Below are 26212 nucleotides of genomic sequence, written 5' to 3'. Positions count from 1 at the left end.
CCCCCGTCCCGCGACGGTCGCGAGACAGGGGAGCCACACCGGGAAAGGGGTGCGTCAGGCGGGCACCGAGGCCACGCCGGGCGGCAGGAAGCGCACCTCGGAGATCCCCTCGCGGTCGAGGTAGGGGGTGACGCCGCCCAGGTGGAACGGCCACCCCGCGCCGAGGATCATGCACAGGTCGATGTCCTGGGGAGCGGAGACCACCCCCTCGTCGAGCATGAGACGGATCTCCTCGGCCAGGGCCCGCAGCGCCCGCAGCCGGACCTGTTCGGCCGTGGACGGTGAGGTGCCCCCGGCGAAGAGGGCCACCGCCTCGGGGTCCAGGGAGAAGTCCGGCGCGTAGACACCCGGCTTACCCGCCGCGACCAGCCGGGCGAGGTTCTCCGACACCCCGTAGCGGGACGGGAACGCCTCGTGCATCGTCTCGGCGACGTGCAGTGCCACGGCCGGGCCGACGAGCTGCAGCAGCGCGAACGGGGTCATCGGCAGGCCGAGCCCGTCCAGCGCGTGGTCGGCGAGCTCCAGCGGGGTGCCCTCGTCGACGGCACCGATGACCTCGCCCATGAAGCGGGTCAGCAGGCGGTTGACCACGAACGCGGGCGCGTCCTTGACCAGCACCGACGACTTCTTCAGCGACCGGCCGACGGCGAAGGCCGTGGCGAGCGTCGCGTCGTCCGTCCGCTCCCCTCGGACGATCTCCAGCAGCGGCATCACCGCGACCGGGTTGAAGAAGTGGAAGCCCACGACGCGCTCGGGGTGCCGGAGCCCCGAGGCCATCTCGGTCAGCGAGAGCGAGGAGGTGTTCGTGGCCAGCACGCACTCGGCGGAGACGATCGCCTCCACCTCGGCGAACACCTTCTGCTTGACCTTCATGTCCTCGAACACGGCCTCGATGACGAAGTCGGCGTCGGCGAACGCGTCCTTGGTCAGCGAGCCGGTCACCAGGGCCCTGAGCCGGTTGGCCTGGTCGGCGGAGACACGGCCCTTGGCGAGCAGCTTGCCGATCTCGGTGTGCACGTAGCCCACGCCCTTGTCCAGCCGGGCCTGGTCCAGGTCGGTCAGCACGACCGGGACCTCCAGGCGGCGGGCGAACAGCAGTGCCATCTGCGAGGCCATCAGGCCCGCGCCGACGACGCCGACCTTGGTGACCTTGCGGGCCAGGGCCGCCTCCGGGGCTCCGGCGGGCTTCTTGGCCCGGCGCTGCACCAGGTCGAAGGCGTACAGGCCGGCGCGGAGCTCGTCGCCCATGAGGAGGTCGGCCAGCGCCCGGTCCTCGGCGGCGAAGCCCTCGTCGCGGGTGGCGGTGCGGGCCAGTTCGAGGAGCTCCAGCGCCCGGTACGGGGCGGGGGAGGCGCCGTGCAGCTTCATGTCGAGCAGGAAACGGGTGTCGGAGACGGTCTTGGACCAGTCCTCGGCGGTGTGGTCGGCGCGGGAGACGGTGACGTCGCCGCGCAGCACCGCCGAGGCCCAGCGCAGCGACTCCTCAAGGAAGTCGGCGGGCTCGAACATCGCGTCGGCGACACCCAGCCCGAACGCCTCCCTGCCCTTGATCATGCGGTTCTGCGCGAGCGGGTTCTCGATGATGAGCTTGACGGCCGCGGCCGGTCCGATCAGGCGGGGCAGCAGCTGGGTGCCGCCCCAGCCGGGGACCAGGCCGAGGAAGCACTCCGGCAGCGCCACGGCGGGCACCCCGGAGGAGATGGTCCGGTACGTGCAGTGCAGCGCGATCTCCAGACCGCCGCCCATGGCCGCGCCGTTGACGAACGCGAACGACGGCACGTCCAGCTCGCCGAGGCGGCGGAACACCTGGTGGCCCAGCCGGCCGATCTGCAGCGCCTGGTCCCGTTCCGAGACCAGCGCGGCGCCCTTGAGGTCGGCGCCGACGGCGAAGACGAACGGCTTGCCGACGACGCCCACGGCCGCCAGGTCGCCGCGCCCGGCGATCGCGTCGAGGGCCTCGCCCAGTGAGGTCAGCCCCCCGGGGCCGAACGTCGACGGCTTGGTGTGGTCGAAACCGTTGTCCAGCGTGATCAGGGCCATGGTGCCGGCCCCCTGGGGCAGCTCCACGTCGTGGACCGTCGCCCGGGTGACGATCTCGTCGGCGAAGAGTTCCTTGATGTCCGTCACTTGTTACCTTCCCAGCTGAGGTTCTCCCAGATGACCGTTCCACCCATGCCCAGGCCGACGCACATCGTGGTCATGCCGTAGCGGACGTCGGGGCGCTCACCGAACTCGCGGGCGAGCTGCGTCATCAGGCGCACCCCGGAGGAGGCCAGCGGGTGGCCGAAGGCGATGGCGCCGCCGTAGGGGTTCACCCGGGCGTCGTCGTCGGCGATGCCGAAGTGCTCCAGGAACGCCAGCACCTGCACGGCGAAGGCCTCGTTGATCTCGAACAGTCCCATGTCGGAGATGGAGAGCCCGGCCAGGCGCAGCGCCCTTTCCGTGGACGGGATCGGCCCGACCCCCATGACCTCGGGGTCCACGCCGGCGAAGGCGTAGGAGACCAGGCGCATCTTCGGGGCGAGGCCTAGCTCCTCGGCGACGTCGGCGGCGGCCACGACGCAGCCGGTGGCACCGTCGTTGATACCGGAGGCGTTGCCCGCGGTGACCCGGCCGTGCGGGCGGAACGGGGTCTTCAGCGCGGCCAGACCCTCCAGCGTGGTGCCGGGGCGGGGGGCCTCGTCGGCGGTGGCCAGCCCCCAGCCCTTCTCGGCGGACCTGGTCGCCATCGGGACCAGGTCAGGCTGGATCCGGCCGTCGGCGTAGGCCTTGGCGACCTTCTCCTGGGAGGCGAGGGCGAAGGCGTCCGCGCGCTCCTTGGTGATGGAGGGATAGCGGTCGTGCAGGTTCTCGGCGGTCATGCCCATGACGAGGGCGGAGCCGTCCACGAGTTGCTCGGCCAGGAAGCGGGGGTTGGGATCGACGCCCTCGCCCATGGGATGGCGGCCCATGTGCTCGACGCCGCCGGCGATGGCGACGTCGTAGGCGCCGAAGGCGATGCCTCCGGCGACCGAGGTCACCGCGGTCATCGCGCCGGCGCACATGCGGTCGATCGAGTAGCCGGGCACGCTCTTGGGCAGCCCGGCCAGTATCGCGGCGGAGCGGCCGAGGGTCAGGCCCTGGTCGCCGATCTGCGTGGTGGCCGCGATGGCCACCTCGTCGACGCGCTCGGGAGGCAGATTCGGGTTACGCCGGATCAGCTCGCGGATGACGCGGATCACCAGGTCGTCGGCGCGTGTCTCGGCGTACAGGCCCTTGGGGCCCGACCTGCCGAAGGGTGTGCGCACACCGTCGACGAATACGACGTCACGAGACGAAGGCACGGGGTTCGCTCCTCGTTGCTGGATGGCTTCCCCCCTATGCTACTCGTGGGTAACAACGTTTGGCGCGGCCGGTCCCGCGCGAGGTGGGTAAGTTGTTCCCCAAGGTGCGCGGTCCGGTGCGGCATGTCCCGGATGCGGGACGGCGACAACTCTGACAGACTTTGGAAAACGCTTTCCGGGAGGTTGCCGGTGGTCACGCTTGAGGATGTCGCCCGGCACGCGGGCGTCTCGCTCGCCACGGCGTCACGGGTGCTCAACGGCAGCACCAGACAGGTGGGCGCATCCCTGCGGGCCAAGGTGGAGCTGGCCGCCGCCCAGCTGGGATACCGCACCAACGTGGCCGCGCAGACCCTCGCCAGGGGGGCCAGCAACGTGATCGGCCTGGTCGTTCACGATCTCACCGACCCCTACTTCGCCGCGATCGCCGACGGGGCCATGCGGGTCGCGGAGGACCAGGGGCTGATGGTCATGATCGGCACCACGCACCGCGACCCCCAGCAGGAGATCGCCTATGTCTCGACGCTGAACGCGCAGCGGGTCCGCGCCGTGCTGCTGGTCGGCTCCCGGATCGCCGACGAGCAGCTGACCCGGCAGCTCCGCGAGGAACTCGACCGCTACCGGGAGACCGGTGGCCGGGTGGCCTGCGTGGGCCAGGACCTGCTCGGGGTCGACGCGGTGGTGCCGGACAACCGCCTGGGCGCCGCCGCGCTGGCCCGTGCCCTCGCCGGGCTGGGGCACCGGAGTTTCGCCGTCCTGGCCGGGCCCGAGCGGCTGATCGCGTCCATGGACCGGGTGGCCGGGTTCGCCGCCGCGCTCGAAGAGCTCGGTCTGCCCGCGCCGCGTGTCCTGCACGGCTCCTTCGACAGGGAGGGCGGCTACTCGGCGGCCACCCAGGTGTCCGGGGTCACGTGTGTCTTCGCCGTCACCGACGTGATGGCGGTGGGCGCCCTGGCCGCCTTCAGGGACCGGGGCATCCGCGTCCCCGAGGACGTCTCGGTGGCGGGCTTCGACGACATCTCCACGCTGCGCGACCTGGTTCCCTCGCTGTCCACGGTGCGGCTGCCGCTCGCGGAGATGGGTGCCCGCGCGCTGGAGATGGCCCTCGCCCCGGACGAGGGGGCCAGGGCCCAGGTCGTGACCGGCGAGGTGATCCTCCGCGAGAGCACCCGCGCCCTGGGGTGAGGTCGCCTCGGCCGACCCACCTCTGCCGCGATGTCACGTGCCGCGATGTCACGACGGCGGGCCCGGACCCCGCGGGGTCCGGGCCCGCCGTGTCGTAGGGGAGCCGGAAGGAGGATCGGGACAGGCGGTCAGCGGGCGCCGGAGATCGGTTTTCCCTGCTCGTTGACCGGCGGGACGATGAGCTGACCGCGCAGCCAGCGGATCGTCCGGATGACTCCGTCTCCGTAGCCGGGGGAGTGCTGACGGCCCCGGCCGAGCTGTCGCGACACGTCCTCGGCCGCGCTCTCCTCCATGCCGAGGTTGAGTCCGGTCGGTCCGTGGATGGGACGCGGCGTGTTACGGACCGGGGACTTCCTGCGGGTGCCGAGCACCCACTCACACACGGCGATGGTCCCGGAGCACCATTCCCGTTCCCACTCGCCCGTCGCGTTCGGCAGGCCCGCATGGGCCAGTTCGGCGATCCGGCCGATCTCGGCCTCGGTGCGCAGGATCACGCCGCGGCCGCCGACCAGGTGTCCCCAGCCTTCCGAGGATCGGCGGCCGGGGATCGGCAGCCCGTCCTTGGCGCCGATCAGCCAGCTCAGGGTGCTGATGACCCCGTCGGCGGGGACGACCCGGCCCTCGCGCGGAACCCGCTCGGCGGCGTCGATCTCCGCGCGGGCCTCGGCGAGGGTGGGCGGGGATCCCGACGCCGGACGGCCGCTGATCGGCGCCTGCTCACGCTTGCCCAGGGCCCAGAGGATCGCCTCTCCCTGGCCCGAAGGGGCCGAGTCGGGGTTGGCGGCCTCCCACTCCCTGATCGTTTCCAGTACGGCAAGGACATGTTCCGGCGGCCGCTGTATGGCGGGGCTGGCTTCGCTCTCTGCGGTCGTCATACCCCTACCGTACGAGCAGCTGCCAGGTCACTTCACCGTGAAGCGGTAATCCGGGCCCGACGAACGCGGTTTCCCCCGATTGGAACGCTCCTGTCGCCTCGGACTCCGTTCCGCGGGCCCGCGTGTCATTCCCCGATGAGCCCGGCGAACGAGGACCGTACCCTGGCCAGGATCTCGTCGGGGTCGGCGGCCCACACATCGGCGTTGAAGATCTCCACCTCGATGTCCCCCGTGTAGCCCGCCGCGGCCACCGCCTCGGTCAGCGGTGCGAAGTCGATCACGCCCTCGCCCATCACTCCCCGGCCGAGCAGCACGTCGGCGGGGAGCGGAGACAGGAAGTCGCACACCTGGTAGCTCGCGATCCGCCCCGAGGCCCTGGCGATCTGCTCCAGGACGTTCGGATCCCACCACACGTGGAAGGTGTCGACGACGACGCCCACCTGCTCGGGAGGGTGCGGTTCGGCCAGATCGAGGGCCTGGCCCAGCGTGGACAGCACGGCCCGGTCGGCGCAGTACATCGGGTGCAGCGGTTCGAGGGCCAGCCTCACCCCGCGCTCGCCCGCGTACGGGGCCAGCACGGCCAGCGCCTCGGCGACCCGCTCCCGAGCGGCGGGCAGGTCGCGGGAGATCGCGCCCAGCGGCCGGCCGGGCACCACGCCCGGCAGGCCACCGACCACCATGACCAGGCAGGCGGCGTCCAGCGTGGCGGCCTCGTCGATCGCCCTGCGGTTGTCGTCCAGGGCCTGCGGATCGCCGGAGGTGAGGAAGCCGCCGCGGCAGAGTGACGAGACCCGCAGCCCGGTGTCCGCGACGAGTTCGACGGTCTCCTTCAGGCCCTGCGCGGCGACGTCCTGCCGCCACAGGCCGATGGCCTCGACACCGTGCCGCACGCACCCGTCGACGGCCTCGGCCACCGACCACCGCTTCGTGGTCCACTGGTTCAGCGAGAAACGGCTCTTCGCCCGTGCCCTCACAGGCCGTTCACCGCCAGCAGGGAGCGCATCCGGAAGACCGCCAGCTCGGGGTCGGCCAGCAGCCCGGCCCTGTCGGCCAGGCGGAACACCTCGGCCAGGTGGGGCAGGGAACGGGCCGCCTGGGCGCCGTTGACCATGCTGAAGGCGTCCTGGTGGCCGTTGAGCCAGGCCAGGAAGACGATGCCCGTCTTGTAGTTGTACGTGGGGGCCTCGAAGATCTTCCGTGAGAGCGGGACCGTGGGGTCCATGATCTCGTCGTACCGTCCGAGGTCGCCCGCGTCGAGCGCCTGCAGGGCCGAGGCGGCGGCGGGGGCGATCGCGTCGAAGATGCCCAGCAGCGCGTGGCTGCCCGACCTGATCAGCGAGGGGTAGTTGAAGTCGTCGCCGGTGTAGAGCCTGACGCCTTCGGGCAGCGCCTCGCGCAGCCCGATCTCGTGCTCGGCGTCCAGCAGCGAGACCTTGACCCCGTCCACCCTCGCCGCGTGGTCGTGGATCAGCGACAGGAACGACGCGGTGGCCTCGGCCACGTCCCGCGAGCCCCAGTAGCCCGCCAGCAGCGGGTCGAACATCTCGCCCAGCCAGTGCAGGATCACCGGGCGATCGGTCTGGGAGAGCAACTCGCCGTAGACCCGGTGGTAGTCCTCCGGGCCCCGCGCGATCGCGGCCAGTTGCCGGCTCGCCATCACGATGACCCCGGCGCCCGCGTCCCGCACGGTCTCGATCTGCTCGCCGTAGGCCGCCACGACCTCCCGCAGGGTCCGGGCGTCCGGCGCCTGGTCGGTGCCCGCGCCACAGGCCACCAGCGTCGCCGGGTCGCCGAAGGCCTTCGCCTCGGTGGCGCTGCGCCGGATCAGCTCGCGGGTGGCCGCCCAGTCAAGGCCCATGTTGCGCTGCGCGGTGTCCATGGCGTCGGCGACCCGCAGCCCGTGGGACCACAGGTGGTGGCGGAAGCGCAGGGTGGCCTCCCAGTCGACGGCGGCCCGGGAGCCCGGGGTGTTGTCGCCGAGCGGGTCGGCGACCACGTGGGCGGCGGCGTAGACGGTGCGGCTCCGGGCGGGCCCCTCGGGCCTGACCCAGGTGACCGGCTCGCGCAGGACGTGCTCCCCGCCCGGGAGTGCGATCCTCATCACGGCTCCACCGGCAGGCGGCGGCCCTCTGCGGAGGAGCGCAGGCCCAGCTCGGCGATGCGGACACCGCGCGCGCCGGAGGCGAAGTCGTAGGGGAACGGTGCGTCCTCGACCACGTGGCGGACGAACCGTTCCCACTGGACCTTGAACCCGTTGTCGAACTCCTCGTTGTCGGGCACCTCCTGCCAGCCGTCCCTGAAGCGGGCGCCCGCGGGCAGGTCGGGGTTCCAGACCGGCTTGGGAGTGGCGGCACGGTGCTGGACGCGGCAGTCACGCAGGCCCGCGACGGCACTGCCGTGCGTGCCGTCCACCTGGAACTCCACCAGCTCGTCACGGTTCACCCTGACGCTCCAGGAGGAGTTGATCTGCGCGATGACCCCGCCCTCCAGCTCGAACACCCCGTAGGCGGCGTCGTCGGCGGTGGCCCGGTAGGTCTCGCCCCGCTCGTCCACCCGCTCGGGGATGTGGGTGACGGCCTGGGCGTAGACCGAGGTGATCCGGCCGAACAGGTTCTCCAGCACGTACGCCCAGTGCGGGAACATGTCGAGGACGATGCCGCCGCCGTCCTCGACGCGGTAGTTCCACGACGGGCGCTGGGCGGCCTGCCAGTCGCCCTCGAACACCCAGTAGCCGAACTCGCCGCGGACCGAGAGGACGCGGCCGAAGAAGCCGCCGTCGATCAGGCGCCTGAGCTTGAGCAGGCCCGGCAGGAAGAGCTTGTCCTGCACGACGCCGTTCTTCACGCCCCTGGCGGTCGCGGCCTCGGCCAGTGCCAGCGCGTCCTGGGACGTCTCGGCCGTCGGTTTCTCCGCGTAGACGTGCTTGCCCGCCTCGATCGCCTTGAGCACGGACTTCACCCGGGCCTGGGTGACCTGAGAGTCGAAGTAGATCAGATTGTCGTCGTCGGCGAGGGCGGTGTCGAGGTCCGTGGTCCAGCCGGCGATGCCGTGCTCCGCCGAGAGTCTCTGGAGCTTCTCGGCGGACCGGCCGACCAGGACCGGCCTGAGCAGGACCTGGCCGCCGTCCGACAGTGTCACACCGCCCTGCTCGTTGATCGCCAGGACCGATCGGACCAGGTGCTGGCGGTAGCCCATGCGACCGGTGACACCGTTCATCACGACGCCGATGCTTTGCGGGGACATCTTCTCCGACCTCCTATGGAAAGCGCTTTCCATGCCACGGTACGACAGTCGCCGCACCTGCTGCAAGCGCCTGCCGGGGGAGGGGGGCGATGTGCGCGTCCGGGGGAGCCGGTGACCCGGGGGTCGTCCCGGAAGGAAATTCGCCGGTTACCGGAATTTCACCGCGCGTTCGCATCGGAAGGCGGGGTGCCCGAATCACCGTAATTCACATTATTGCAGATCAAGCGCATCTGACCATGGATTAATGCAGTATCCGACCAAGTACATCCTGACTCGTCGTCAAACCATGACATTTGCGTATTTGTCATGACTTGAGACGTTCCGTCTGTCCTCCTCTCGCGGTGCCCAGACCCCCCGACTGGCCGAGGTGGAGCGACAGAAGGGGCCACTCGTGAAACGAGTCGTCACCGCGGCTTCCGCTGCCCTCACGGCAATTCTCGTCACCTTTTCCCTGACAGCCGGAACGGCTTCGGCTACCCCGCCGAACATCCCTTCGGCGGCCACCGCCGCCAGCAGGCTCGCGACGCTCACCGTCGCCGCGGAAACCAACCAGTCCTCCTATGACCGGTCGTTGTTCAACCACTGGATAACGATCAGCGGCACCTGCAACACCCGGGAGACGGTGCTCAAGAGGGACGGCGTCGGAGTGGTCGTCAACTCCAGCTGCGCCCCCACCTCCGGCAGCTGGTACTCCCCGTTCGACGGCGCGACCTGGACCGCCGCCGGCGACGTCGACATCGACCACATGGTGCCGCTCGCCGAGGCCTGGCGCTCCGGCGCCTACGCCTGGACCAGCGCGCAGCGGCAGTCCTACGCCAACGACCTCGGCGGGCCCGAGCTGTGGGCGGTGACCGACAACGTCAACCAGGCCAAGGGTGACCAGGACCCCTCGACGTGGCAGCCGCCGCTGAGCTCGTTCAGGTGCACCTACGCCAGGGCGTGGATCCAGGTGAAGTACTACTGGAAGCTGACGCTGCAGAGCTCGGAGAAGAGCGCCCTGCAGAGCATGCTCGCGACCTGCTGAGCGCTCGGTCATCCCCGGTGCGGGGCCCGGCCCCGCACCGGGGATGACGTCGCTCCAGTGATCTACTTTGTAAAGGGCGTCGGCCGGTTCAACAAGCCTGGCCCTTGAGCTCCAGACGGATCAGGGCCTTGGCGATCGGATGGGCGGTCAGCTCGATCTGCCACTCGCGGGCGCCCAGCTCGCGCAGCCGGGCGGTGACGGTCTCGTCGTCGACGACGGCCGGCGGTTCCCAGGTCAGGCGGCGCACGGCGTCGGGCTGGATCAGGTTCTCCGCGGGCATGTGGTGCTCGTCGGCGAGCGCGGCGACCACGGTCCTGGCCGCGGCCAGCCGCCGGGCGGCCACCGGATCGCGGTCCATCCATCGGTTGGCCGGCGGGGGCCCGTCGCCGGGGGTGCTGGGCTGCGGCAACTCCGAGTCGGGCAGCGAGCGGGCGGTGCCGATCGCGGCCAGCCAGTCGCGCAGGTGCCGCCGGGCACTGCGGCCGGTGAAGGGAGGGATCTCGGTGAGCGCCTTGGTGGTGCGGGGCAGTTCCAGGGCGGCGGTGACGATCGCCGAGTCGGGCAGGACACGGCCGGGGGCGACGTCGGACTCGCGGGCGAGCCCGTCGCGGAGCGTCCACAGCTCCCGTACCACCGCCAGCCCGCGCAGCGAGCGGACCTTGTGGATTCCGGAGGTGCGCCGCCACGGGTCGGAGCGCGGGGTGGGCGCCTTGTGCGCGAGCACGGAGGCGAACTCCTCCTGCGCCCACGCCAGCTTGCCGCTGGACTTCAGCTCCTCGTGCAGGACGTCGCGGAGCTCGATCAGGACCTCGACGTCGAGCGCGGCGTAGCGCAGCCAGTCCTCGGGGAGCGGGCGGGTCGACCAGTCGGCGGCCGAGTGCCCCTTCTCCAGCCTGAAACCGAGGACGTTCTCCACCATCAGCCCAAGACCGACCCGCTCGTAGCCGAGCAGCCGGCCGGCCAGCTCGGTGTCGAACAGTTCTCGCGGGTGGAAGCCCACCTCCGCGAGGCACGGCAGGTCCTGGGAGGCGGCGTGGAGCACCACCTCCGCGTCGGCCAGCGCCGAGTCGAGCTCGGACAGGTCGGGGCAGCGGATGGGATCGATCAGGGCGCTGCCCGCGCCGACGCGGCGCAGCTGTACCAGGTAGGCGCGGCCGCTGTAGCGGTAGCCCGAGGCGCGTTCGGCGTCGACGGCGACGGGGCCGGTGCCCTCGGCGAAGGCGCGCACCACGCGCGCGAGGGAGGCGGAGTCCTCGATGACGGGTGGGATTCCCTCACGAGGCTCCAGCAGTGGAATTACGGTCGTCTCATCGGTCACGTTCTGAAGGGCTCCGGATCCTCGCGACGGCGCGGCGGCAGTGCCGCCACGTCGGGTGGCAGGGGTGGTATGCCCGCGGCAAGGCACATCAGATCGCACCAGGCGGCGACATGGCCGGAGAGGTCTTCCTGCAGCGGTGACCAGGACGCACGCAGTTCCAGCTCGGTGGTCACCGGGTCTTCGGCCTTGTTGCCGAAGCCCTCGGAGACCGCTCTGGTGACGGTGCCTCCGGCGGCGGCGTAGCCGGCGCCGTGCGCGTCGAGTGACTCGGTGAGCCAGCTCCACGCGACGGGGCCGAGCAGCGGGTCTTCGGTGATCTCCGGCTCCATGTCGGCCCGCACGTAGGCGACGAGCCGGAACTGGCCGTCCCAGCCGCGCTGGCCATCCGGGTCGAAGAGCACGATGAGGCGGCCGATCGCGAGCTCGTCGTCGTCGCGGTACACCGACGCGCCGATCGCGGCCGAGTAGGGGGCCAGGCGCTGCGGCGCCGGAATGTCCTCCAGCTCGATCTCGGGTCTGACCTCCGCGGGGCGCATGCTCGCCACCGCGCGCCTGAAGGCGGCGGGAGCGGGCGGCGCGTCACCGACGGTCATATCGGAAGCGTAGGTCGAAACTGATCGCATGGGGACCACTGGGATATGTGTAGGAGCCATTGGAACCGATCAAGACGCTGCCGGCGGCCTGTGGAGGGCGGGGGTGACCTCGCCGTGGGAGACTTCGGGGAGGAACGTGTGACCGCGCTCGGCGCCGGTCCGTTCCGGGCGTTCAGGCCGACCGTGCTCGACGGGGCGGGATTGTCGTTCGGGAATCCGCACACGGGCGCAGGAGGCACGGTGCTCACCGCGACGTTCGGGTGAACTCCACATGGTGGACATCGCACGGGCCTTTCGTCGGGTCGTGGTCCGACGTTGGCACGTCGCGCCGACATTTCCGCGCAGCGTGCTCGGCGTGTCCCCAAAGTGGTGCAGGAATCGATGCCGCGCGGTGACTTGGCGAACATTTGGACCAGCCGGGGGCCGGTCCAGGATCACCGATGGGAGGAACTGTACCCGGAAACATGATCGCTTCGTGCCGTGCGGCGCCATCCGGCTGGTGCCAACATCGGATTTCAGTGGACGAAGCTCTCGAAACCGGTAAGACAGTATCGTTGTCATCACTTGACGGCGCCAGGGTGGTGTGAGGTGCAATCTCATTGAATAACTGGTGATTTCGGGCTGATCTCGCCGGTCAGCGACCGCAGTGAGCCGACCGGCCACCAGGCATGGCACCCTGGTGGGGTGACTTCCGAGCCCGCCGACTCCGCTTTCCTGCGCGCCTGCCGCCGCCAGTCCGTATCCCACACACCGGTGTGGTTCATGCGCCAGGCAGGTCGCTCGCTGCCCGAGTACCGGGCGCTCCGCGAGGGGGTGCCGATGCTCACGGCCTGCGCCACCCCCGACCTGGTCGTGGAGATCACGATGCAGCCGGTCCGCCGCTACGGCGTGGACGCGGCCATTCTCTTCAGTGACATCGTCGTCCCGCTCAGGGCGATCGGCATCGACCTCGACATCAAGCCCGGCATCGGCCCGGTGGTGGCCGCGCCGATCAGGGACGCCAGGGCGGCCGAGGCGCTGCGCCCGATCGAGCCGGACGACGTCTCCTACATCACCGAGGCCGTCCAGGCGCTGACGAAGGAGCTGGGCGCGACCCCGCTCATCGGTTTCGCGGGAGCCCCCTTCACCCTGGCCTCCTACCTCATCGAGGGCGGCCCTTCCAAGAACCACGACCACACCAAGGCCATGATGTACGGCGAGCCGGCGCTCTGGCACGCCCTCATGGACCGGCTGACCGAGATCACCCTGGGGTTCCTGCGCGTGCAGCTCGCCGCGGGAGCCTCCGCCGCCCAGCTCTTCGACTCCTGGGTCGGCGCGGTGTCGCCCGACGACTACCGCGAGTTCGTCCTCCCCTACACCAGCCGGATCTTTGACGGCCTGGCCGGTCTGGGCGTGCCGCGCATCCACTTCGGCGTCGGCACCGGAGAGTTGCTCGGCCTGCTCGGCGAGGCGGGGGCCGACGTGGTGGGCGTCGACTGGCGGGTCCCGATCGACGAGGCCGCCCGGAGGGTCGGCCCAGGCAAGGCGCTGCAGGGCAATCTGGACCCGGCGATCCTGCTCGCCCCGTGGGAGGTCGTGGAGCGCCGCGCGGGCGACATTCTCACCCGCGCGGCCAAGGCCGAGGGACACGTGTTCAACCTGGGGCACGGCGTGCTGCCGAGCACCGACCCCGACCAGCTGGCCCGCCTCACCGACTTCGTCCACGAGGCCTCGGCCCGCTGACCATCCCGGCGGCGTACCGCCGCCGGGTGCTAGGCCCGTTTTCCGCACGTGCCGCGTCGTTGCAGGTCAGCAGCTACATCTGATCCAGCACCGTGGGTAATCACCCCAGGTCGATCGAGGTCACGTGCGGAATGCAGGGCTAGGGGCGCTTGTGCGGCACCGGCCCGTCCCCTGTCCGGGGTTCGTCATCCTCCCGCGACTCCTCGGCATCGTCGGGGTCGGGCTCGGGGTTCCCGGGGCCGGGGGTGAGCGACCGGTCGCCCTTCCTCCTGCGGCGGAGCAGGAAGGCCGTCAGCAGCCAGGCCGGGACGATCACGATCAGCCAGGGAAGCAGCACGCCCAGGAGGGTCAGGCCGAGCCTGACGGCGACGACGAAGGCATTCCAGCCTGCCTTCAGGCCCCCGAGGAAGCCGGCAGGCTCCTCCTTCTTCTTCTCCTTCTTCTTGATCACCTTCGCCGGGCCGATCAGGTTCAGCGTCAGCGTCGCCATGCTGGTCTGCGAGGCGAGGGTCTTCTGCCTGGCCTGCAGGGACTCCAGTTCGCTCTCGCGGTTGGAGACCTCCCGCTCCACCTTGAGCACCTCGCCGATCGTGTTGGCCTTCTTCAGCAGTGTGCGCAGCGAGTCGAGCGCGGCCTTGGCCGACTTCAGGCGGCTCTCCACGTCGGCCACCTCCTCGGTGACGTCTTCGGTGTTCTGCTGCAGCGACTCGCGCGTGCCCAGCTCCCTGCCCAGGCGGTCGAGCGTGCCGGGGTAGTTCCCCGGCGGGATCTTGAAGACCAGCATCGCGGAGTCCTCGCCACCGGAGTAGGCGTCCGACTTCTCCATGGCCAGGTAGCCGCCCACGCCGGTGACGATCCGCCGGGCACTGTCGGCCGCCGCGGTGACGTCCCTGGCCTTGATCCTCATCTCCGCCGTGTAAATGATCGCCCGGTTCTGCGGGATCACCTTCACCTTGTCTGCGCCCGAGGCGGCGGACGCGTCCCCCGTCTGGGGTGCCGGGGCCTCGTTGGCCGGCGCCTGCGAGGCATAGACGCCCTGCTCACTGTCAAGGGCGGGTGCCGCCGCGCCGGAGGTTGACTGGATGTCTCCTCCACAGGCGGACACCAACAGCGTCAGGCCCGTCAAGAAGACCGCCAGGCGCGGGCCGTACCGGAATCTGCTCATGAACCTCATGACGGCGGGTGCGGTGGCGGAGTTCGGTGCGGGGCAGTCACGATGGCGTCACGTTCTGCGCGCCGTCGGGTCACGGGGAGGGCGGGGCGCCGAGGTGGGAGACGGGGCCGGGGGTGTGGACCGGTACGGTCAGGAGTCATGGAAGGCAACCGGAGGCATGTGGTGGTCGTCGGCGGCGGGATCGCCGGACTGGCCGCCGCGTGGCATCTGCGTCAGGGCGGCGAGAACCTGCGGGTGACCGTCCTCGAAGGCGCCCCGCGGGTCGGGGGCAAGCTGCACGCCACCGAGGTGGCGGGCGTCGCGATGGACGCGGGGGCCGAGGCGATGCTCGCCCGGCGGCCCGAGGGCAGGGAACTGGCCAGGATGGTCGGGCTGGGCGAGGAGTTGCGGCTTCCCGGCACCACCCAGGCGGCCATCCTGACCCGGGGCGCGCTGCGGCCCATGCCCAAGGGGCACGTCATGGGCGTGCCGTCCGACCCTCTCGCGCTGGCGAGGTCGGGGATCCTTTCCCCCGGGGGGCTGGCCAGGGTGGTGCTGGACCGGATCCTCCCGGCGACGCGGGTCACCACCGACGTGTCGGTGGCGGCCTACATCCGGGCCAGGATGGGCGGCGAGGTGGTCGACCGGCTCGTCGAGCCGCTGCTCGGCGGTGTCTACGCGGGCAGGACCGAGCGGCTCTCGCTGGACGCGACCATGCCGGGGATCGCCATCGCGGCCAGGACCGAGCGGTCGCTGCTGGCCGCGGCCGGGGAGATCGCCGCGGACGCCCCGAAGGACGCGGGGCCGGTCTTCACCACCCTGAGCCGGGGGATGGGCAGCCTCCCCGAGGCCGTCGCCGCCGCCTCCGGGGCCGAGATCAGGACCGGCGTCATGGTCAGGGAGTTGCGGCGGACCGAGGGCGGCTGGAGGCTGGTGGCCGGACCCACCAGGGAGCCGGAGACGATCGAGGCCGACGCGGTGATCATCGCCGTTCCCGCTCCGGCGGCGAGCCGGCTGCTCGCGGAGGAGGTGCCCCAGGCCGCCGCGGAGCTGGCCAGGATCGAGTACGCCAGCATGGCCGTCGTCACCCTCGCCTACCCGCGGGAGGCGTTTCCCCGGCCGCCGTCCGGCAGCGGCTACCTGGTTCCGGCCGTCGACGGGCGCCCGATCAAGGCCGCCACGTTCAGTTCGGTCAAGTGGCCGCACCTGGCGGAGACCGATCCCAACCTGGTCCTGCTGCGCTGCTCGATCGGCAGGCTCGGCGAGGAGGCGGTGCTCCAGCGCGACGACGCGGAACTGGTCGCGCTGGCGATGGCCGAGATGGTCGAGGTCATGGGCGTGCGCGGGCTGCCCCGCGACTCGCGGGTGACCCGCTGGGGCGGTGCCCTGCCACAGTACGAGGTGGGTCACCTCGACCGGGTGGCGCGCATCCGGGCGGCCGCCGCCGTTTCGCCAGGGCTGGCGCTGTGCGGCGCCGCCTACGACGGCCTTGGCATCCCCGCCTGCGTCTCCACAGCCCGCACCGCGGCAGCCCGGATTCTCGACCACCTGGACCCCACGGGAGAATGGCAGGACAGAACCGATTCGCTGACGAAGGGGTGAGGACGACGGACGGGAACCCGCGGCCCAAGGCACGAGACCTGAACCAGGTGATCCGCTACACGATGTGGTCGGTCTTCAAACTGAGCGAGCGCTGCCCGGGGCACCGCGAGGGCATGGCCGCCGAGGTCGAGGAGCTCTTGGCCCAGATGGAGCGCAAGGACGTGGTCACCCGCGGCCTGTACGACGTGGCGGGCTTCCGCGCCGACGCCGACTTCATGTTCTGGTGGCACGCTCCGACCTCTGAGGACCTGCAGGAGACCTACTCCCGCTTCCGCCGTACCGGCCTGGGGCGGCTGTCCGAGCCGGTCTGGTCGGCCATGGCGCTGCACCGTCCGGCCGAGTTCAACAAGTCGCACATCCCGGCCTTCCTGGCCGAGGAGGAGCCTCGTGCGTACGTGAGCGTCTACCCGTTCGTGCGCTCCCTGGAGTGGTACCTGCTGGACGACGCGGACCGCCGCCGGATGCTCGCCGAGCACGGCAAGATGGCTCGCGACTACCCGGACGTGCGCGCCAACACGGTGGCGTGCTTCTCGCTGAACGACTACGAGTGGATGCTGGCGTTCGAGGCCGACGAACTGCACCGCATCGTCGACCTGATGCGCACCCTGCGCGGCGCGGAGGCGCGGCGGCACACCCGGGTGGAGATCCCCTTCTACACCGGTGTCCGCAAGCCGCCCAGCGAGCTGATCGCCGCGCTGCCGTAGCCTCCGGGGGCCCGTCGCCGCGGAGTCCGGTCTCCGGCGGCGGGACTCCTGCTCCGTGAGATGAAGGGCGTGTCTCCTGTGACGGCTCGCCGAAAATAATCTCGCGTAGGTCTCTTTGCCACCCTTTGCCTTTGTCATACTCGTGGGAAATCACCTGTCTATGTGAGGCCAAGGGTGAAAAGGGGCGAAGATCTGGCACGGTCCAGGCGGCGTACGCGGGGACGTCGGAGAAAGAAGTCTCGCTCACGGCTCCTTGAGGTCTCGGTGGGCGCCGCCGCGCTGGTGGTGGGAGCGTTCGCGGTGAGCGGGGTATGGTCTTCCGGGGAGACGGCTCCGGAGGGCGAGGTGGCTCGGGTGCCGGCGCCCGCCGCGGCGCCGCAGGGGGACCCCGTGGCGGGCGCGGTGATGGCCGCCGAGCTGGACGGGAAGAGCACGGGGGGTGCCGAGGAGGACGCGAAGTCCTCCAAGGCGGAGAAGAAGCGTCAGAAGGCCGGTGAGGCCGAGGCGTCGGGGCCTTCCAAACACACCGACAAGAAGGCGTTGGCCTACTTCGAGAGCCGCAAGGTGACCAAGCGGGTCAGGGATATCCGAATGGTCGGTGGCTATCTACGGATATATACGGACCTGCCGGAATCGGCGGACAACTCGAAGCAGGCGATCAGGCTGTGCGAGGCGGGCGTCGACTATCTCGTCGGAGAGCTCGGCATGCCCAGCCCCGTGGTCTTCGTCCAGGCCGAGTTCGGAGAGAACGGCAACCCGGTTCTGGCCAACGTCCTCGGCCCTGACGACCCCGACTGCCGCGTCACCTACCCCAAGCCGAAACGGTAGTCCGCGCGGTGCTCGGGCCGGGTCACCCGGACCCGGGTCCTGCCGCAGATCGAACAGCGCTGGGTGATCACCCGGCCGATGGTCTCAACGATCTCCCACTTGTGGCGGAGATGCACGGGGGCTCCTTGGGCAGACACACTACGGAGATATGTGGATACGGTGTGTGAGGTCGCTCTGCCCCTTCCTGCGCCTCACTAACCTCCGGGATGGACCGATGTGGCTGTCTTCGCGCGTCGCGGACCGGCCGGATCGCGACGCGCGAGGCGGTGACCTACTCGGCGGGCTCCAGCCTCAGCGAGACGGAGTTGATGCAGTAGCGGTCGTCCGTGGGCGTGCCGTAGCCCTCGCCGTGGAACACGTGGCCGAGGTGTGAGTCGCAGGTCGCGCACCGGACCTCGACGCGGACCATGCCCATCGAGCGGTCCTCGATCAGCGTCACCGCGTCGGACTTCGACGGCTCGTAGAAGCTCGGCCAGCCGCAGTGGCTGTCGAATTTGGTGTCGGACCGGAACAGCTCGGTGCCGCAGGCCCGGCAGCTGTAGACGCCCACGGTCTTGGTGTCGACGTACTCCCCGGTGAAGGGGCGCTCGGTCCCGGCCCGGCGAAGCACGCGGAACTCCTCGGGAGAGAGCTGGACGCGCCATTCGGCGTCGCTCTTTACCACCTTGTCCATCGCATCAGCCTATGCGGTCGCCGTGGCGTGTGGAGGGGCGAGGCCCGGGGTCGCCCCGTTCGGAAAATCTTGACGGGCGAAGCATCCTTTGATGACCGTTTTGGCGTCTTTAAAAGTGTGGAGGGTGGTTCACCTTCCCGTTGAGGGGTGAGATCACCTGCCCGGTCGCCCACGTTCCGCGGGCCGGCCGGAATGCCGCCGTCCGGGTGGCGCGCCAGCGCCTGGGCCCGGTGGGCATGAGGCAGGTGATCATACGGTCCGCCCCGTCGAGTGCCCGGTCCCGCCGCCGTGGCGGCTCCGGGGCGGACCTGCCCTCCCGCCCGGCTTCCGGTCTGCCTACGTAGGATTGCCGCCGGGTGGCGAGCCGCCGCTCGCGATCCACCTCCGGCTTCCTTAGGAGTTCGGCGCCACCGCCCTGGAACTGGTCCAGGTGGGCGTGGCCAACGTCCGGCGGACCTCGGGCGAGGTAGCGACGCACTGGGTGTCGATGCAGTTCGCGGTGCTCATCGAGCCTTTCGAGGTCACCCTGTCGGAGCCGGACCGTATCGGGAACCTGACCTGGTTCGGCGAAGGGGACGTCCCGGCGGGGCTCCATCCCGCCCTGCCGGGCCTGCTCGATCGGGTTGCCCCTCACCTCGGCTGGTCGGCCACCCGCGCCTGACCTCCCGCTCCTCGGCGGCCAGTGACGCGGCCTCCGCCCTGATCCGGTGCCGCAGTTCCTCGGCCTCCTCGGGCAGGTCCGGTTCCAGCGACCGCCGAGCCCCGGCCACCGCCGTCCTGGCCACCCGCTCGGCCCACTCCCCGGCGTCGCCGCTCAGCGCCCGTAGTAGAGGTGGGCGTCGTGCTCGAAGGTGTAGCCGATGCCGCCCAGCACCTGGATCGCGTCCGCCGCGCACCGTACGGCGGCGTCCGCGGCGAGCACCCCGGCCACCCCCACCGCCAGCGCGACCTCGCCCTCCGGATCGACACCGGCCGTCTGAGCGGCCCCGTCGAGCGCACGGGCGGCGTCCCAGACGGCGGCGCGGGCCTGTTCGAGGGTGACGAGCATGGCCGCGCACCTGTGCTTCACCCCTGGAACTGACCGATCGGGCGTCCGAACTGCTCCCGTACCCGGGCGTACTCGGCGGCGGTGGACACCGCCCACGCCGCCACCCCGCAGGACTCCGCCCCGAGCAGGACGGCGGCCAGGTCCGAGACGAGGCGGGAGGTCACGCCGCCCAGCACGCGCTCCTGGGGCACGGCCGTCACCGTCACCGCCGCCAGCGGCCGCGTCAGGTCGATGCCGTCGACCGCCTTGGCCGAGCAGTCGCCGGGGTCGAGCGCGGCCCACCGGCCGTCGGGAAGCGGGACCACGAACAGCCCGGCATCCGCGGACCCGAGCACGGTCACGGCGGCCGGTCCGGTCGCGTCCGCCGCGCTCGTCATGACCGTACGGGCACCGCCGGGCAGGGCGATCGCGGCGGTCAGCGTGCCGTCTGCCAGTGCCCGCAGCAGGTCGTGGTGGGGGGACGGTGCGGGGGCGGCGCGGGCGATGACGGCCTAGGCCAGGACCGTGGGCAGGTGGGAACCCGGCGCGCAGTGCTCGCCGAGCGCCTCCAGGGCGACCGCCAGTTCCCGCAGGCCGCCGCCCTGCCCTCCGTACGCCTCGGGCAGATGAAGCCCGAGCAGGCCCTGCGCGGCCAGCGCGGCGCGGAACGGCTCGTGGTCCATGCCACGCGTCGCGATGTTCCGCCCGGCGAAGCCGTGGACGGAGACGGCCAGCGCCCGGTGCTCCTCGGTGATCGCGATTCCCATGCCCAGACTCTAGAACCATATTCGGTTTCCGGTAAGGGGCATGCCCGGCGGGGCTCACCGGTCAGATATGGATGATCGCGGCCTTCTCCCTGGTGTACTCCAGCACGGCGTCGTGCCCGTACCCGGAGTCCTTGACGCCGCCGAACGGCAGCCCCGGGGGCATCTGGCGGAAGGTGTTGACCCAGACGGTGCCGCTCTGCAGGTCGCGGACGAACCTGTGGGCGCGGCCGAGGTCGCGGGTCCACACGCCGGCGGCGAGCCCGTAGGGGGAGTCGTTGGAGATCGCCAGAGCCTCCTGTTCGGTGTCGAAGGGGATGGCCACGGCCACCGGACCGAAGATCTCTTCCTGGCAGACGCGCAGCGCGTTGTCGGAGGTGGTGAACAGGGTGGGGGCCACCCAGTAGCCGCCGGGCATGGACGGGACCACGTCGGCCCCCGTCTGGCCGCCGAACACCAGCTCGGCGCCCTCCTTCTCGGCGATCTCCAGGTAGGAGGCGACCCGCTCGTACTGCCCGGCCGAGACGATCGGGCCCATCGTGGTGGCCATGTCGAGCGGGTCGCCCAGCCGGACGTGCGAGGCGATGGCGGTGATCCGCCCGATCATCTCGTCCCAGACCGGCCGGTGGATCAGGATGCGGGACCCGGCCACGCAGACCTGTCCGGCGTTGCCGGTGTAGACCGAGTTGACGGTCACCCCCTGAGCGGCGGCGTCCAGGTCGGCGTCGGAGAACACGATGTTCGGTGACTTGCCGCCCAGCTCGAACGTCAGCGGCTTGAGGTGGTCGGCCGAGGCCCGAGTGATCGCCTGCCCGGTCTGGGTGGAGCCGGTGAGGCTGATCTTGTTGACCCCGCGGTGCCTGACCAGCGGGTCGCCGACGTCCTCACCGAGGCCGCTGACGATGTTGAGCACGCCGGGCGGGAGCACCTCGGCCAGCAGTTCGCCGAGGCGCAGCACCGAGGCGCAGGCCTGCTCGGCGGGCTTGACGATCACGGTGTTCCCCGCGGCCAGCGCGTAGGCCGCCTTGGCGGAGAACGTCGAGATGGGGGAGTTCCACGGAATGACGCAGAGCGCCACCCCGTACGGCTCGCGACGGGTGAGACCCAGGCTGTCCGGGCCGAGGATCACCGTCTCGCCCTTGACCGCGTCGAGCACCTGCCCGGCGGCGATCTGCCACAGGTGGGTCATGCCGGGCAGGTCCTTCTTCAGCGTGTCCCGCAGGATGCGCCCGTTGTCCCTGGTCTCGATCCTGGCCAGTTCCTCGGCGTGCCGGGCGAAGACCTCCGACACCCCGCGCAGGAAGTGCGCCCGGCCGAGTGCGGGCATGGCGGACCAGGAGGGGAAGGCCGCGCGCGCCGCCGCGACGGCGGCCTCCGCGTCGGCCCGGCCGCTCGCCGGGACTCGGGCCCAGACCTCGCCGGTGGCGGGGTTGACGGAGTCCAGCGTGCGGCCGTCGGCCGCGGCCACCAGGCGGCCGCCGATCAGATTGCGGTACTCGTCCACTCATCACTCCCGCGTCAGCCGTACCGGAAACTTGCCCAAGCGTACGCTTGCTTGACGAGGAAGTGGAAGCGGGAGGCGGCGGTCAGCCCTGGCGCCGCCGCGCGAGGGCGAACGACAGGTTCACGCTGATGATGCCGACCCACACGAGGATCAGGATGAACGCGAGGATCGAGTCGCCCAGGCCGGAGAAGGCCAGCCCGATCGTCGCGGGTATCCCGGTCGCCAGGGAGACGATCGCCAGTGCCAGCCGCTGCCCGGCGTCCACGGAGGGGCGGACCGCGGGGCCCTCCTTGCGGGCGCGGGCGGCGAGCCGGTCGTCCACCCGCTTGTCGATCTCCCGGTCCATCTTCTCCAGGAAACCCTCGACGAGGGAGTCTTCGTATTCCGGTCCGAGGTCCCGGCGGGCCTCGAGCGAGGCGCGTAATTCGTCACCGGAGGAGGATGATCGTTCCATGGTCGAGATATATCGCTTCTTTAGAGGTATGTCCACATGAATCATGGAACGCCGGGACCTCCGGCGCTAGAGGGTTCCGGCCTTCTCGTCTCGCCGGACATACCGCGTGAAGAGAAACCCCTCGTCCTCCAGCACGTGGGCCAGGCGCAGGCGGGTGAGCGAGGGAGGGCCGTCGAGGGCACGGGCGGCGTCCCCGCCGATCAGCAGCGGGCTCACCGTGAGACAGAGCTCGTCGACCAGGTCCGCGGCGGCCAGCTGGGCGTTGGTCTTCGGACCGCCCTCGCAGAGCATCCGGCTCAGGCCGCGCTCGCGGAGCGCCTCCACCGCCAGCACCGGATCCACCCGCTCGCCCCCGGCCACGATCACCTCGGCACACCTGGCGGCCTCCTCGCGGCGCTCCTTGGGGGCGGCCGCGCAGGTGATGACGATGGTCCGGGCGTACGGTTCCGCCTCGGTGAACAGGGGGGCCGACAGGTCGAGGTCGAGCCCGCGAGTGATCACCGCCACCGGCGGGGCGGCCGGCCGGCCCTCGCGCAGCCCCTGCCACGACGGTCTGGGCCGTGCCGGGCCGTACCCCTCGGCCCGCACGGTCGCCGCACCGGCCACGACGACGTCGGCCAGCCCGCGCAACGTCCAGAAGACCTGGCGGTCGCCCCTGCCGGACAGCCCGCCGGACAGTCCCTTCAGCCAGGTACCGCCGTCGGCGCTGGCGACCATGTTGATCCGCAGGCAGGGGCCGGCCGGGTAGGCGTAGGCGCGGACGAGGTCGACCTCGGCCGAGGTCTCGGGGTGAATGAGGCGCATTCTCCTACCTTCGCATGGAAACGACCTGTGAGTTCTCCCGGAGCGTTCGATACTGGATCTGAGGGCTGGGGTGACTGGGGGCGGCTCCCGGTACATGATTCATTCCGGGAGACACGGGAGGACTGTGTGGGGCTGGTCACGATCGTGACATGGTTGATCACCGCGATGGTCGGGATCTACCTGCTGTACCTGTGGCTCTCCGGGGGAGGGCTCCGCCAGCAGGCGACCAAGGTCACCCGCTTTCCCGCGCTGCTCATCTTCGCCCATCCGGCCCTGGCGGTGTCCGCCCTGGCCTGCTGGATCGGGTACGTACGCACCCTGGAGCCGGCCTTCGCCTGGCTGTCGTTCGGAGTCCTCGCGCTCTCCGCGCTGCTGGGCTTCACCATGTTCACCCGCTGGCTGGGCGGCGGACGCCACGCCCGCGGCGCCGAGCAGCGCTTCCCCACGGTCGCGGTCGTGCTGCACGGCGTGGCCGGCGTGGCGACGTTCGTGCTCGTCCTGCTCACCGCCGCGATCGCGTCAGGGGCCTGAAGGCCGCGAGCGGCCGGCCCTACGCCCGCTCGCAGTGCAGGATCTGCACCGAGCGGGCGGTCACCTCCACCGCGCTCTCGGCCGACCAGGACTCCTGCGCCGACTGCGCCGACGAGAGGAGCTCCGTCCCCTCGTCGGCGGTGTCCAGCACCCGCCGCCACCGCTTGCCGTACTTCGCCTCGGGGAGGGTGAAGATCATCTCCTCGTGATGGGCGTTGATCAGGAGCAGGAACGAGTCGTCCGTGATCCGCTCGCCACGGGTACCCGGCTCGGTGATGGCGTCGCCGTTCAGGAAGACGGCCAGTGACTTGGCGTAGCCGGTGTGCCAGTCGCTCGCCGACATCTCCTCTCCCGCCGGGGTGAGCCAGACGATGTCGCGGGTGCCGTCGTCGGCCTTGTGGCCGTGGAAGAAGCGGCGCCGCTGGAATACCGGGTGCTCGCGCCGCAGCTTGGAGAGGCTCCTGACGAAGTCGAGGAGGTCCGCCTCGCCGGAGGCCAGCGACCAGTCGATCCAGGAGATCTCGTTGTCCTGGCAGTAGGCGTTGTTGTTGCCGCCCTGGGTCCGGCCGAACTCGTCACCGGCCAGTAGCATCGGCACGCCCTGGGAGATGAACAGGGTGACCAGGAAGTTGCGGCGCTGGCGCCTGCGCAGGCTCACGATCTCCGGGTCCTCCGCGGGGCCCTCGACCCCGCAGTTCCACGACCGGTTGTCGTCGGTGCCGTCGCGGTTGTTCTCCTTGTTGGCCTCGTTGTGCTTGCGGTCGTAGGAGACCAGGTCGGTCAGGGTGAACCCGTCGTGGCAGGTGACGAAGTTGATGGAGGCCACGGGGCGGCGTCCCGAGGTGGCGTAGAGGTCGGCGGAGCCGGTCAGCCGGGAGGCGAACTCGGGCAGCGCGGACCCGCTGCCGCGCCAGAAGTCGCGGACGCTGTCGCGGTACTTGCCGTTCCACTCCATCCAGAGCGGCGGGAAGTTACCGACCTGGTAGCCGCCGGGCCCCACGTCCCACGGCTCGGCGATCAGTTTCACCTGGGAGATCACCGGGTCCTGCTGGATCAGGTCGAAGAAGGCGCTCAGCCGGTCGACGTCGTGCAGTTCGCGGGCGAGGGCGGAGGCCAGGTCGAACCGGAAGCCGTCCACGTGCATCTCCAGGACCCAGTAGCGCAGCGAGTCCATGATCAGCTGGAGGGCGTGCGGCGAGCGGACGTTGAGGGAGTTCCCGCAGCCGGTGTAGTCGAGGTAGTAGCGCCGGTCACCGTCGTGCAGGCGGTAGTACGCCCTGTTGTCGATGCCGCGGAAGCTCAGCGTCGGCCCCATGTGGTCACCCTCGGCGGTGTGGTTGTAGACCACGTCGAGGATGACCTCGATCCCCGCCTCGTGCAGCGCCCGTACCATCGCCTTGAACTCCTGCACCTGCTCGCCGCGCTGGCCCGAGGAGGAGTAGGCGGCGTGCGGGGCCAGGTAGGCGATCGTGTTGTAGCCCCAGTAGTTGGTCAGGCCCCGGGCGACCATCGCGTGCTCGGGCACGTACTGGTGCACCGGCATCAGCTCCACCGCGGTGACACCCAGGCTCAGCAGGTGGTCGATGACCGCGGGATGGCCCAGTCCCGCGTAGGTGCCGCGCTTTTCGGCGGGCACCGCGGGGTGGCGCATGGTGAGCCCGCGGACATGCGCCTCGTAGATCACGGTCTGGTGGTACGGGGTCCGGGGCGGCCTGTCGTTTCCCCACTCGAAGAACGGGTTGACCACCACGTTCTTCGGCATGAAGGGGGCGGTGTCGGTGTCGTTGCGGCTGCCGGGATCGGTGAACCGGTAGGAGAAGAGCGCCTCGTTCCACGTCAGGTCGCCCTCGACGGCCTTGGCGTAGGGATCGAGGAGCAGCTTGGAGGGGTTGCACCGGTCCCCCTGCGAGGGGTTGTAGGGACCGTGGACGCGGTAGCCGTACCGCTGTCCCGGCATGATCCCCGGGAGGTAGCCGTGCCAGACGAACCCGTCGACCTCGGTCAGCTCGACGCGTTCCTCGTGCCCGTCGTCCCCGAAAAGGCAGAGCTCGACGCGTTCGGCGGATTCGGAGAACAGGGAGAAGTTGGTGCCCACCCCGTCCCAGGTGCCGCCAAGCGGATATGACTCTCCTGGCCAGACTTCGCGCATGTGCCCCTATTCTCCTCTGGTCGGGCCCCCTTGTGCAGGGTGTTCTCGCCCTTGTCACCTTAAGGTGGCGTTGAGGAGATTTGTCCTAGTCTTTCGGTGCACCGTCCATGACCATGCGTGTCCTGTGGGACACGCATGGTCACGAAGGCGTGGTGATCACCCCGGCGGTGACCGCCCGGTGAGCGGTTCAACCGTGATCAGCCCGATCGTGGCCGGTCGGCCGTGATCAGCTCAGCAGCTCGGCGTTGAGGCTGATCGTCGTGCCCGCGAGGGCCTTGCTCACCGGGCAGTTCGCCTTGGCGTTCTCGGCCGCCTCCTGGAACTGCTCGGCGGTCAGGCCGTCGACCTGGGCGCGGACCGAGATGACGATCCCGGTGATGCCCACACCCGGCTGGAAGGTCACGTCGGCCTTGGTCTCCACGGTCTGCGGCGGGGTGCCCGCCTGGGCCAGCCCGTGGGACAGGGCCATCGAGAAGCACGAGGAGTGCGCGGCCGCGATGAGCTCCTCCGGAGAGGTCTTGCCGTTTGCCTGCTCGGCGCGTGAGGGCCAGGACACGTCGAACGTGCCCACCCCGGAGGAGTCGAGGGAGACGCTGCCCGCGCCCTCCATCAGCGAGCCCTTCCACTGGGTCGTCGCGGTACGTGTCGTCGCCATGGCGATCATCCTTTCGATCATGAAGAGTCAACCAAGACCGACCCTACTCGCCTCCCCGGAGCCGATGCCCGAACGGCCCCGCAA

General features: G+C 70.6%; 26 protein-coding genes and 1 pseudogene. 9 read left to right on the top strand and 18 right to left on the bottom strand.

What is annotated here, in order from left to right; all coding sequences use genetic code 11:
- Window positions 1-54 precede the first annotated feature (54 nt).
- Both ACQP0P_RS32555 and ACQP0P_RS32550 read right to left on the bottom strand, forming a co-directional pair.
- Complete coding sequence (locus tag ACQP0P_RS32555) at window positions 55-2127, bottom strand: 3-hydroxyacyl-CoA dehydrogenase NAD-binding domain-containing protein (RefSeq protein ID WP_433362115.1); 2073 nt, start codon at window positions 2125-2127, stop codon at window positions 55-57.
- The gene (locus tag ACQP0P_RS32550) at window positions 2124-3323 is read right to left on the bottom strand and encodes a thiolase family protein (protein WP_433362112.1); all 1200 of its coding nucleotides are present in this window, start codon (window positions 3321-3323) and stop codon (window positions 2124-2126) included. Before ACQP0P_RS32550 ends, ACQP0P_RS32555 begins: the two co-directional genes overlap by 4 nt.
- Before the next feature lie 189 nt (window positions 3324-3512).
- Here ACQP0P_RS32550 and ACQP0P_RS32545 point away from each other — a divergent pair, with 189 nt between their 5' ends.
- Complete coding sequence (locus ACQP0P_RS32545; RefSeq protein WP_433362109.1) at window positions 3513-4505, top strand: LacI family DNA-binding transcriptional regulator; 993 nt, start codon at window positions 3513-3515, stop codon at window positions 4503-4505.
- A gap of 128 nt (window positions 4506-4633) precedes the next feature.
- Here ACQP0P_RS32545 and ACQP0P_RS32540 read toward each other — a convergent pair whose 3' ends face one another.
- The 4 genes from ACQP0P_RS32540 to ACQP0P_RS32525 form a co-directional block, all read right to left on the bottom strand.
- Complete coding sequence (locus ACQP0P_RS32540) at window positions 4634-5380, bottom strand: hypothetical protein (RefSeq protein ID WP_433362106.1); 747 nt, start codon at window positions 5378-5380, stop codon at window positions 4634-4636.
- A gap of 125 nt (window positions 5381-5505) precedes the next feature.
- Window positions 5506-6354, bottom strand: coding sequence for a sugar phosphate isomerase/epimerase family protein (locus ACQP0P_RS32535; RefSeq protein WP_433362103.1), 849 nt, complete (start codon window positions 6352-6354; stop codon window positions 5506-5508).
- A complete protein-coding gene (locus tag ACQP0P_RS32530; RefSeq protein ID WP_433362100.1) occupies window positions 6351-7481 on the bottom strand; it encodes a dihydrodipicolinate synthase family protein in 1131 nt (376 codons plus the stop codon). Before ACQP0P_RS32530 ends, ACQP0P_RS32535 begins: the two co-directional genes overlap by 4 nt.
- Window positions 7481-8623 carry a Gfo/Idh/MocA family protein gene (locus ACQP0P_RS32525; RefSeq protein WP_433362097.1) on the bottom strand — a complete coding sequence of 381 codons (1143 nt, stop codon included), beginning with the start codon at window positions 8621-8623 and terminating at the stop codon, window positions 7481-7483. The genes ACQP0P_RS32530 and ACQP0P_RS32525 overlap by 1 nt, the downstream gene beginning before the upstream one ends.
- A 391-nt stretch (window positions 8624-9014) precedes the next feature.
- Between ACQP0P_RS32525 and ACQP0P_RS32520 the strand changes: the two genes are divergently transcribed.
- Complete coding sequence (locus ACQP0P_RS32520; protein WP_433362092.1) at window positions 9015-9647, top strand: HNH endonuclease family protein; 633 nt, start codon at window positions 9015-9017, stop codon at window positions 9645-9647.
- A gap of 88 nt (window positions 9648-9735) precedes the next feature.
- On the opposite strand, the gene ACQP0P_RS32515 is transcribed toward ACQP0P_RS32520, so the two are convergent.
- Together ACQP0P_RS32515 and ACQP0P_RS32510 are read right to left on the bottom strand one after the other, a co-directional pair.
- Window positions 9736-10965: an HRDC domain-containing protein gene (locus ACQP0P_RS32515; RefSeq protein WP_433362089.1), complete on the bottom strand. Its 1230-nt coding sequence runs from the start codon at window positions 10963-10965 to the stop codon at window positions 9736-9738.
- On the bottom strand, window positions 10962-11558 hold the full coding sequence (locus tag ACQP0P_RS32510; RefSeq protein WP_343967512.1) for a DUF3000 domain-containing protein: 597 nt from the start codon (window positions 11556-11558) through the stop codon (window positions 10962-10964). Before ACQP0P_RS32510 ends, ACQP0P_RS32515 begins: the two co-directional genes overlap by 4 nt.
- Window positions 11559-11696: 138 nt before the next feature.
- On the opposite strand from ACQP0P_RS32510, the gene ACQP0P_RS32505 reads away from it, so the two are divergent.
- Together ACQP0P_RS32505 and hemE are read left to right on the top strand one after the other, a co-directional pair.
- Entirely contained in the window at window positions 11697-11822 is a 126-nt protein-coding gene (locus ACQP0P_RS32505; RefSeq protein WP_433362086.1) for a hypothetical protein, read from the top strand.
- A gap of 420 nt (window positions 11823-12242) precedes the next feature.
- The gene (hemE, locus tag ACQP0P_RS32500; protein WP_433362083.1) at window positions 12243-13280 is read left to right on the top strand and encodes a uroporphyrinogen decarboxylase; all 1038 of its coding nucleotides are present in this window, start codon (window positions 12243-12245) and stop codon (window positions 13278-13280) included.
- 139 nt (window positions 13281-13419) lie between these two features.
- On the opposite strand, the gene ACQP0P_RS32495 is transcribed toward hemE, so the two are convergent.
- Window positions 13420-14445, bottom strand: a complete 1026-nt coding sequence (locus tag ACQP0P_RS32495) for a DUF4349 domain-containing protein (RefSeq protein ID WP_433362080.1) — start codon at window positions 14443-14445, stop codon at window positions 13420-13422.
- Window positions 14446-14592: 147 nt separating this feature from the next.
- Between ACQP0P_RS32495 and hemG the strand changes: the two genes are divergently transcribed.
- The 3 genes from hemG (at window position 14593) to ACQP0P_RS32480 (ending at window position 17567) form a co-directional block, all read left to right on the top strand.
- On the top strand, window positions 14593-16035 hold the full coding sequence (hemG, locus tag ACQP0P_RS32490; RefSeq protein ID WP_433362077.1) for a protoporphyrinogen oxidase: 1443 nt from the start codon (window positions 14593-14595) through the stop codon (window positions 16033-16035).
- Window positions 15999-16739: a hydrogen peroxide-dependent heme synthase gene (hemQ, locus tag ACQP0P_RS32485; protein ID WP_433362074.1), complete on the top strand. Its 741-nt coding sequence runs from the start codon at window positions 15999-16001 to the stop codon at window positions 16737-16739. The genes hemG and hemQ overlap by 37 nt, the downstream gene beginning before the upstream one ends.
- Window positions 16740-17003: 264 nt before the next feature.
- A complete protein-coding gene (locus ACQP0P_RS32480) occupies window positions 17004-17567 on the top strand; it encodes a hypothetical protein (RefSeq protein ID WP_433362071.1) in 564 nt (187 codons plus the stop codon).
- Here the strand turns inward: ACQP0P_RS32480 and ACQP0P_RS32475 are convergent.
- Together ACQP0P_RS32475 and msrB are read right to left on the bottom strand one after the other, a co-directional pair.
- Entirely contained in the window at window positions 17546-17683 is a 138-nt protein-coding gene (locus tag ACQP0P_RS32475) for a hypothetical protein (protein WP_343967500.1), read from the bottom strand. The two genes, ACQP0P_RS32480 and ACQP0P_RS32475, sit on opposite strands and share 22 nt — an antisense overlap.
- A gap of 155 nt (window positions 17684-17838) precedes the next feature.
- Window positions 17839-18240, bottom strand: a complete 402-nt coding sequence (gene msrB, locus ACQP0P_RS32470; protein WP_433362068.1) for a peptide-methionine (R)-S-oxide reductase MsrB — start codon at window positions 18238-18240, stop codon at window positions 17839-17841.
- A gap of 436 nt (window positions 18241-18676) precedes the next feature.
- On the opposite strand from msrB, the gene ACQP0P_RS32465 reads away from it, so the two are divergent.
- Window positions 18677-18901, top strand: coding sequence for a hypothetical protein (locus ACQP0P_RS32465; RefSeq protein WP_433362066.1), 225 nt, complete (start codon window positions 18677-18679; stop codon window positions 18899-18901).
- 153 nt (window positions 18902-19054) lie between these two features.
- Here the strand turns inward: ACQP0P_RS32465 and ACQP0P_RS32460 are convergent.
- The 5 genes and pseudogenes from ACQP0P_RS32460 to ACQP0P_RS32440 all read right to left on the bottom strand — a co-directional run bounded on the left by ACQP0P_RS32460 (window position 19055) and on the right by ACQP0P_RS32440 (window position 22793).
- A pseudogene (locus tag ACQP0P_RS32460) lies at window positions 19055-19665 on the bottom strand (acyl-CoA dehydrogenase family protein).
- A gap of 114 nt (window positions 19666-19779) precedes the next feature.
- Complete coding sequence (locus ACQP0P_RS32455; RefSeq protein WP_433362063.1) at window positions 19780-20034, bottom strand: acyl-CoA dehydrogenase family protein; 255 nt, start codon at window positions 20032-20034, stop codon at window positions 19780-19782.
- Between the two features lie 61 nt (window positions 20035-20095).
- The gene (locus tag ACQP0P_RS32450; RefSeq protein ID WP_433362060.1) at window positions 20096-21535 is read right to left on the bottom strand and encodes an aldehyde dehydrogenase family protein; all 1440 of its coding nucleotides are present in this window, start codon (window positions 21533-21535) and stop codon (window positions 20096-20098) included.
- 82 nt (window positions 21536-21617) lie between these two features.
- A complete protein-coding gene (locus ACQP0P_RS32445) occupies window positions 21618-21989 on the bottom strand; it encodes a hypothetical protein (RefSeq protein ID WP_433362057.1) in 372 nt (123 codons plus the stop codon).
- 66 nt (window positions 21990-22055) lie between these two features.
- The gene (locus tag ACQP0P_RS32440) at window positions 22056-22793 is read right to left on the bottom strand and encodes a pyrimidine reductase family protein (RefSeq protein WP_433362054.1); all 738 of its coding nucleotides are present in this window, start codon (window positions 22791-22793) and stop codon (window positions 22056-22058) included.
- Window positions 22794-22919: 126 nt separating this feature from the next.
- Here ACQP0P_RS32440 and ACQP0P_RS32435 point away from each other — a divergent pair, with 126 nt between their 5' ends.
- Window positions 22920-23324 (top strand): hypothetical protein, encoded by a 405-nt coding sequence (locus ACQP0P_RS32435; RefSeq protein WP_433362051.1) that lies wholly within the window; start codon window positions 22920-22922, stop codon window positions 23322-23324.
- A gap of 19 nt (window positions 23325-23343) precedes the next feature.
- Here the strand turns inward: ACQP0P_RS32435 and glgX are convergent, their stop codons facing one another.
- Both glgX and ACQP0P_RS32425 read right to left on the bottom strand, forming a co-directional pair.
- Entirely contained in the window at window positions 23344-25473 is a 2130-nt protein-coding gene (gene glgX / locus ACQP0P_RS32430) for a glycogen debranching protein GlgX (protein ID WP_433362048.1), read from the bottom strand.
- Window positions 25474-25699: 226 nt separating this feature from the next.
- Window positions 25700-26128, bottom strand: a complete 429-nt coding sequence (locus ACQP0P_RS32425) for an OsmC family protein (protein WP_433362045.1) — start codon at window positions 26126-26128, stop codon at window positions 25700-25702.
- Between the last annotated feature and the right edge of the window lie 84 nt (window positions 26129-26212).

The organism is Streptosporangium sp. CA-115845, from assembly GCF_050943795.1.
Lineage (GTDB): Bacteria > Actinomycetota > Actinomycetes > Streptosporangiales > Streptosporangiaceae > Streptosporangium.
This window is presented reverse-complemented; position numbering and strand designations above follow the sequence as displayed.

Coding starts and splice junctions, on each gene's coding strand:
- ACQP0P_RS32445 (WP_433362057.1), bottom strand. CDS start 21,989: ATGGAACGATCATCCTCCTCCGGTGACGAATTACGCGCCTCGCTCGAG.
- ACQP0P_RS32425 (WP_433362045.1), bottom strand. CDS start 26,128: ATGGCGACGACACGTACCGCGACGACCCAGTGGAAGGGCTCGCTGATG.
- ACQP0P_RS32495 (WP_433362080.1), bottom strand. CDS start 14,445: ATGAGCAGATTCCGGTACGGCCCGCGCCTGGCGGTCTTCTTGACGGGC.
- hemG (WP_433362077.1), top strand. CDS start 14,593: ATGGAAGGCAACCGGAGGCATGTGGTGGTCGTCGGCGGCGGGATCGCC.
- ACQP0P_RS32525 (WP_433362097.1), bottom strand. CDS start 8,623: ATGTCCCCGCAAAGCATCGGCGTCGTGATGAACGGTGTCACCGGTCGC.
- ACQP0P_RS32530 (WP_433362100.1), bottom strand. CDS start 7,481: ATGAGGATCGCACTCCCGGGCGGGGAGCACGTCCTGCGCGAGCCGGTC.
- ACQP0P_RS32510 (WP_343967512.1), bottom strand. CDS start 11,558: ATGACCGTCGGTGACGCGCCGCCCGCTCCCGCCGCCTTCAGGCGCGCG.
- glgX (WP_433362048.1), bottom strand. CDS start 25,473: ATGCGCGAAGTCTGGCCAGGAGAGTCATATCCGCTTGGCGGCACCTGG.
- ACQP0P_RS32455 (WP_433362063.1), bottom strand. CDS start 20,034: ATGGGAATCGCGATCACCGAGGAGCACCGGGCGCTGGCCGTCTCCGTC.
- ACQP0P_RS32540 (WP_433362106.1), bottom strand. CDS start 5,380: ATGACGACCGCAGAGAGCGAAGCCAGCCCCGCCATACAGCGGCCGCCG.
- ACQP0P_RS32440 (WP_433362054.1), bottom strand. CDS start 22,793: ATGCGCCTCATTCACCCCGAGACCTCGGCCGAGGTCGACCTCGTCCGC.
- hemQ (WP_433362074.1), top strand. CDS start 15,999: ATGGCAGGACAGAACCGATTCGCTGACGAAGGGGTGAGGACGACGGAC.
- msrB (WP_433362068.1), bottom strand. CDS start 18,240: ATGGACAAGGTGGTAAAGAGCGACGCCGAATGGCGCGTCCAGCTCTCT.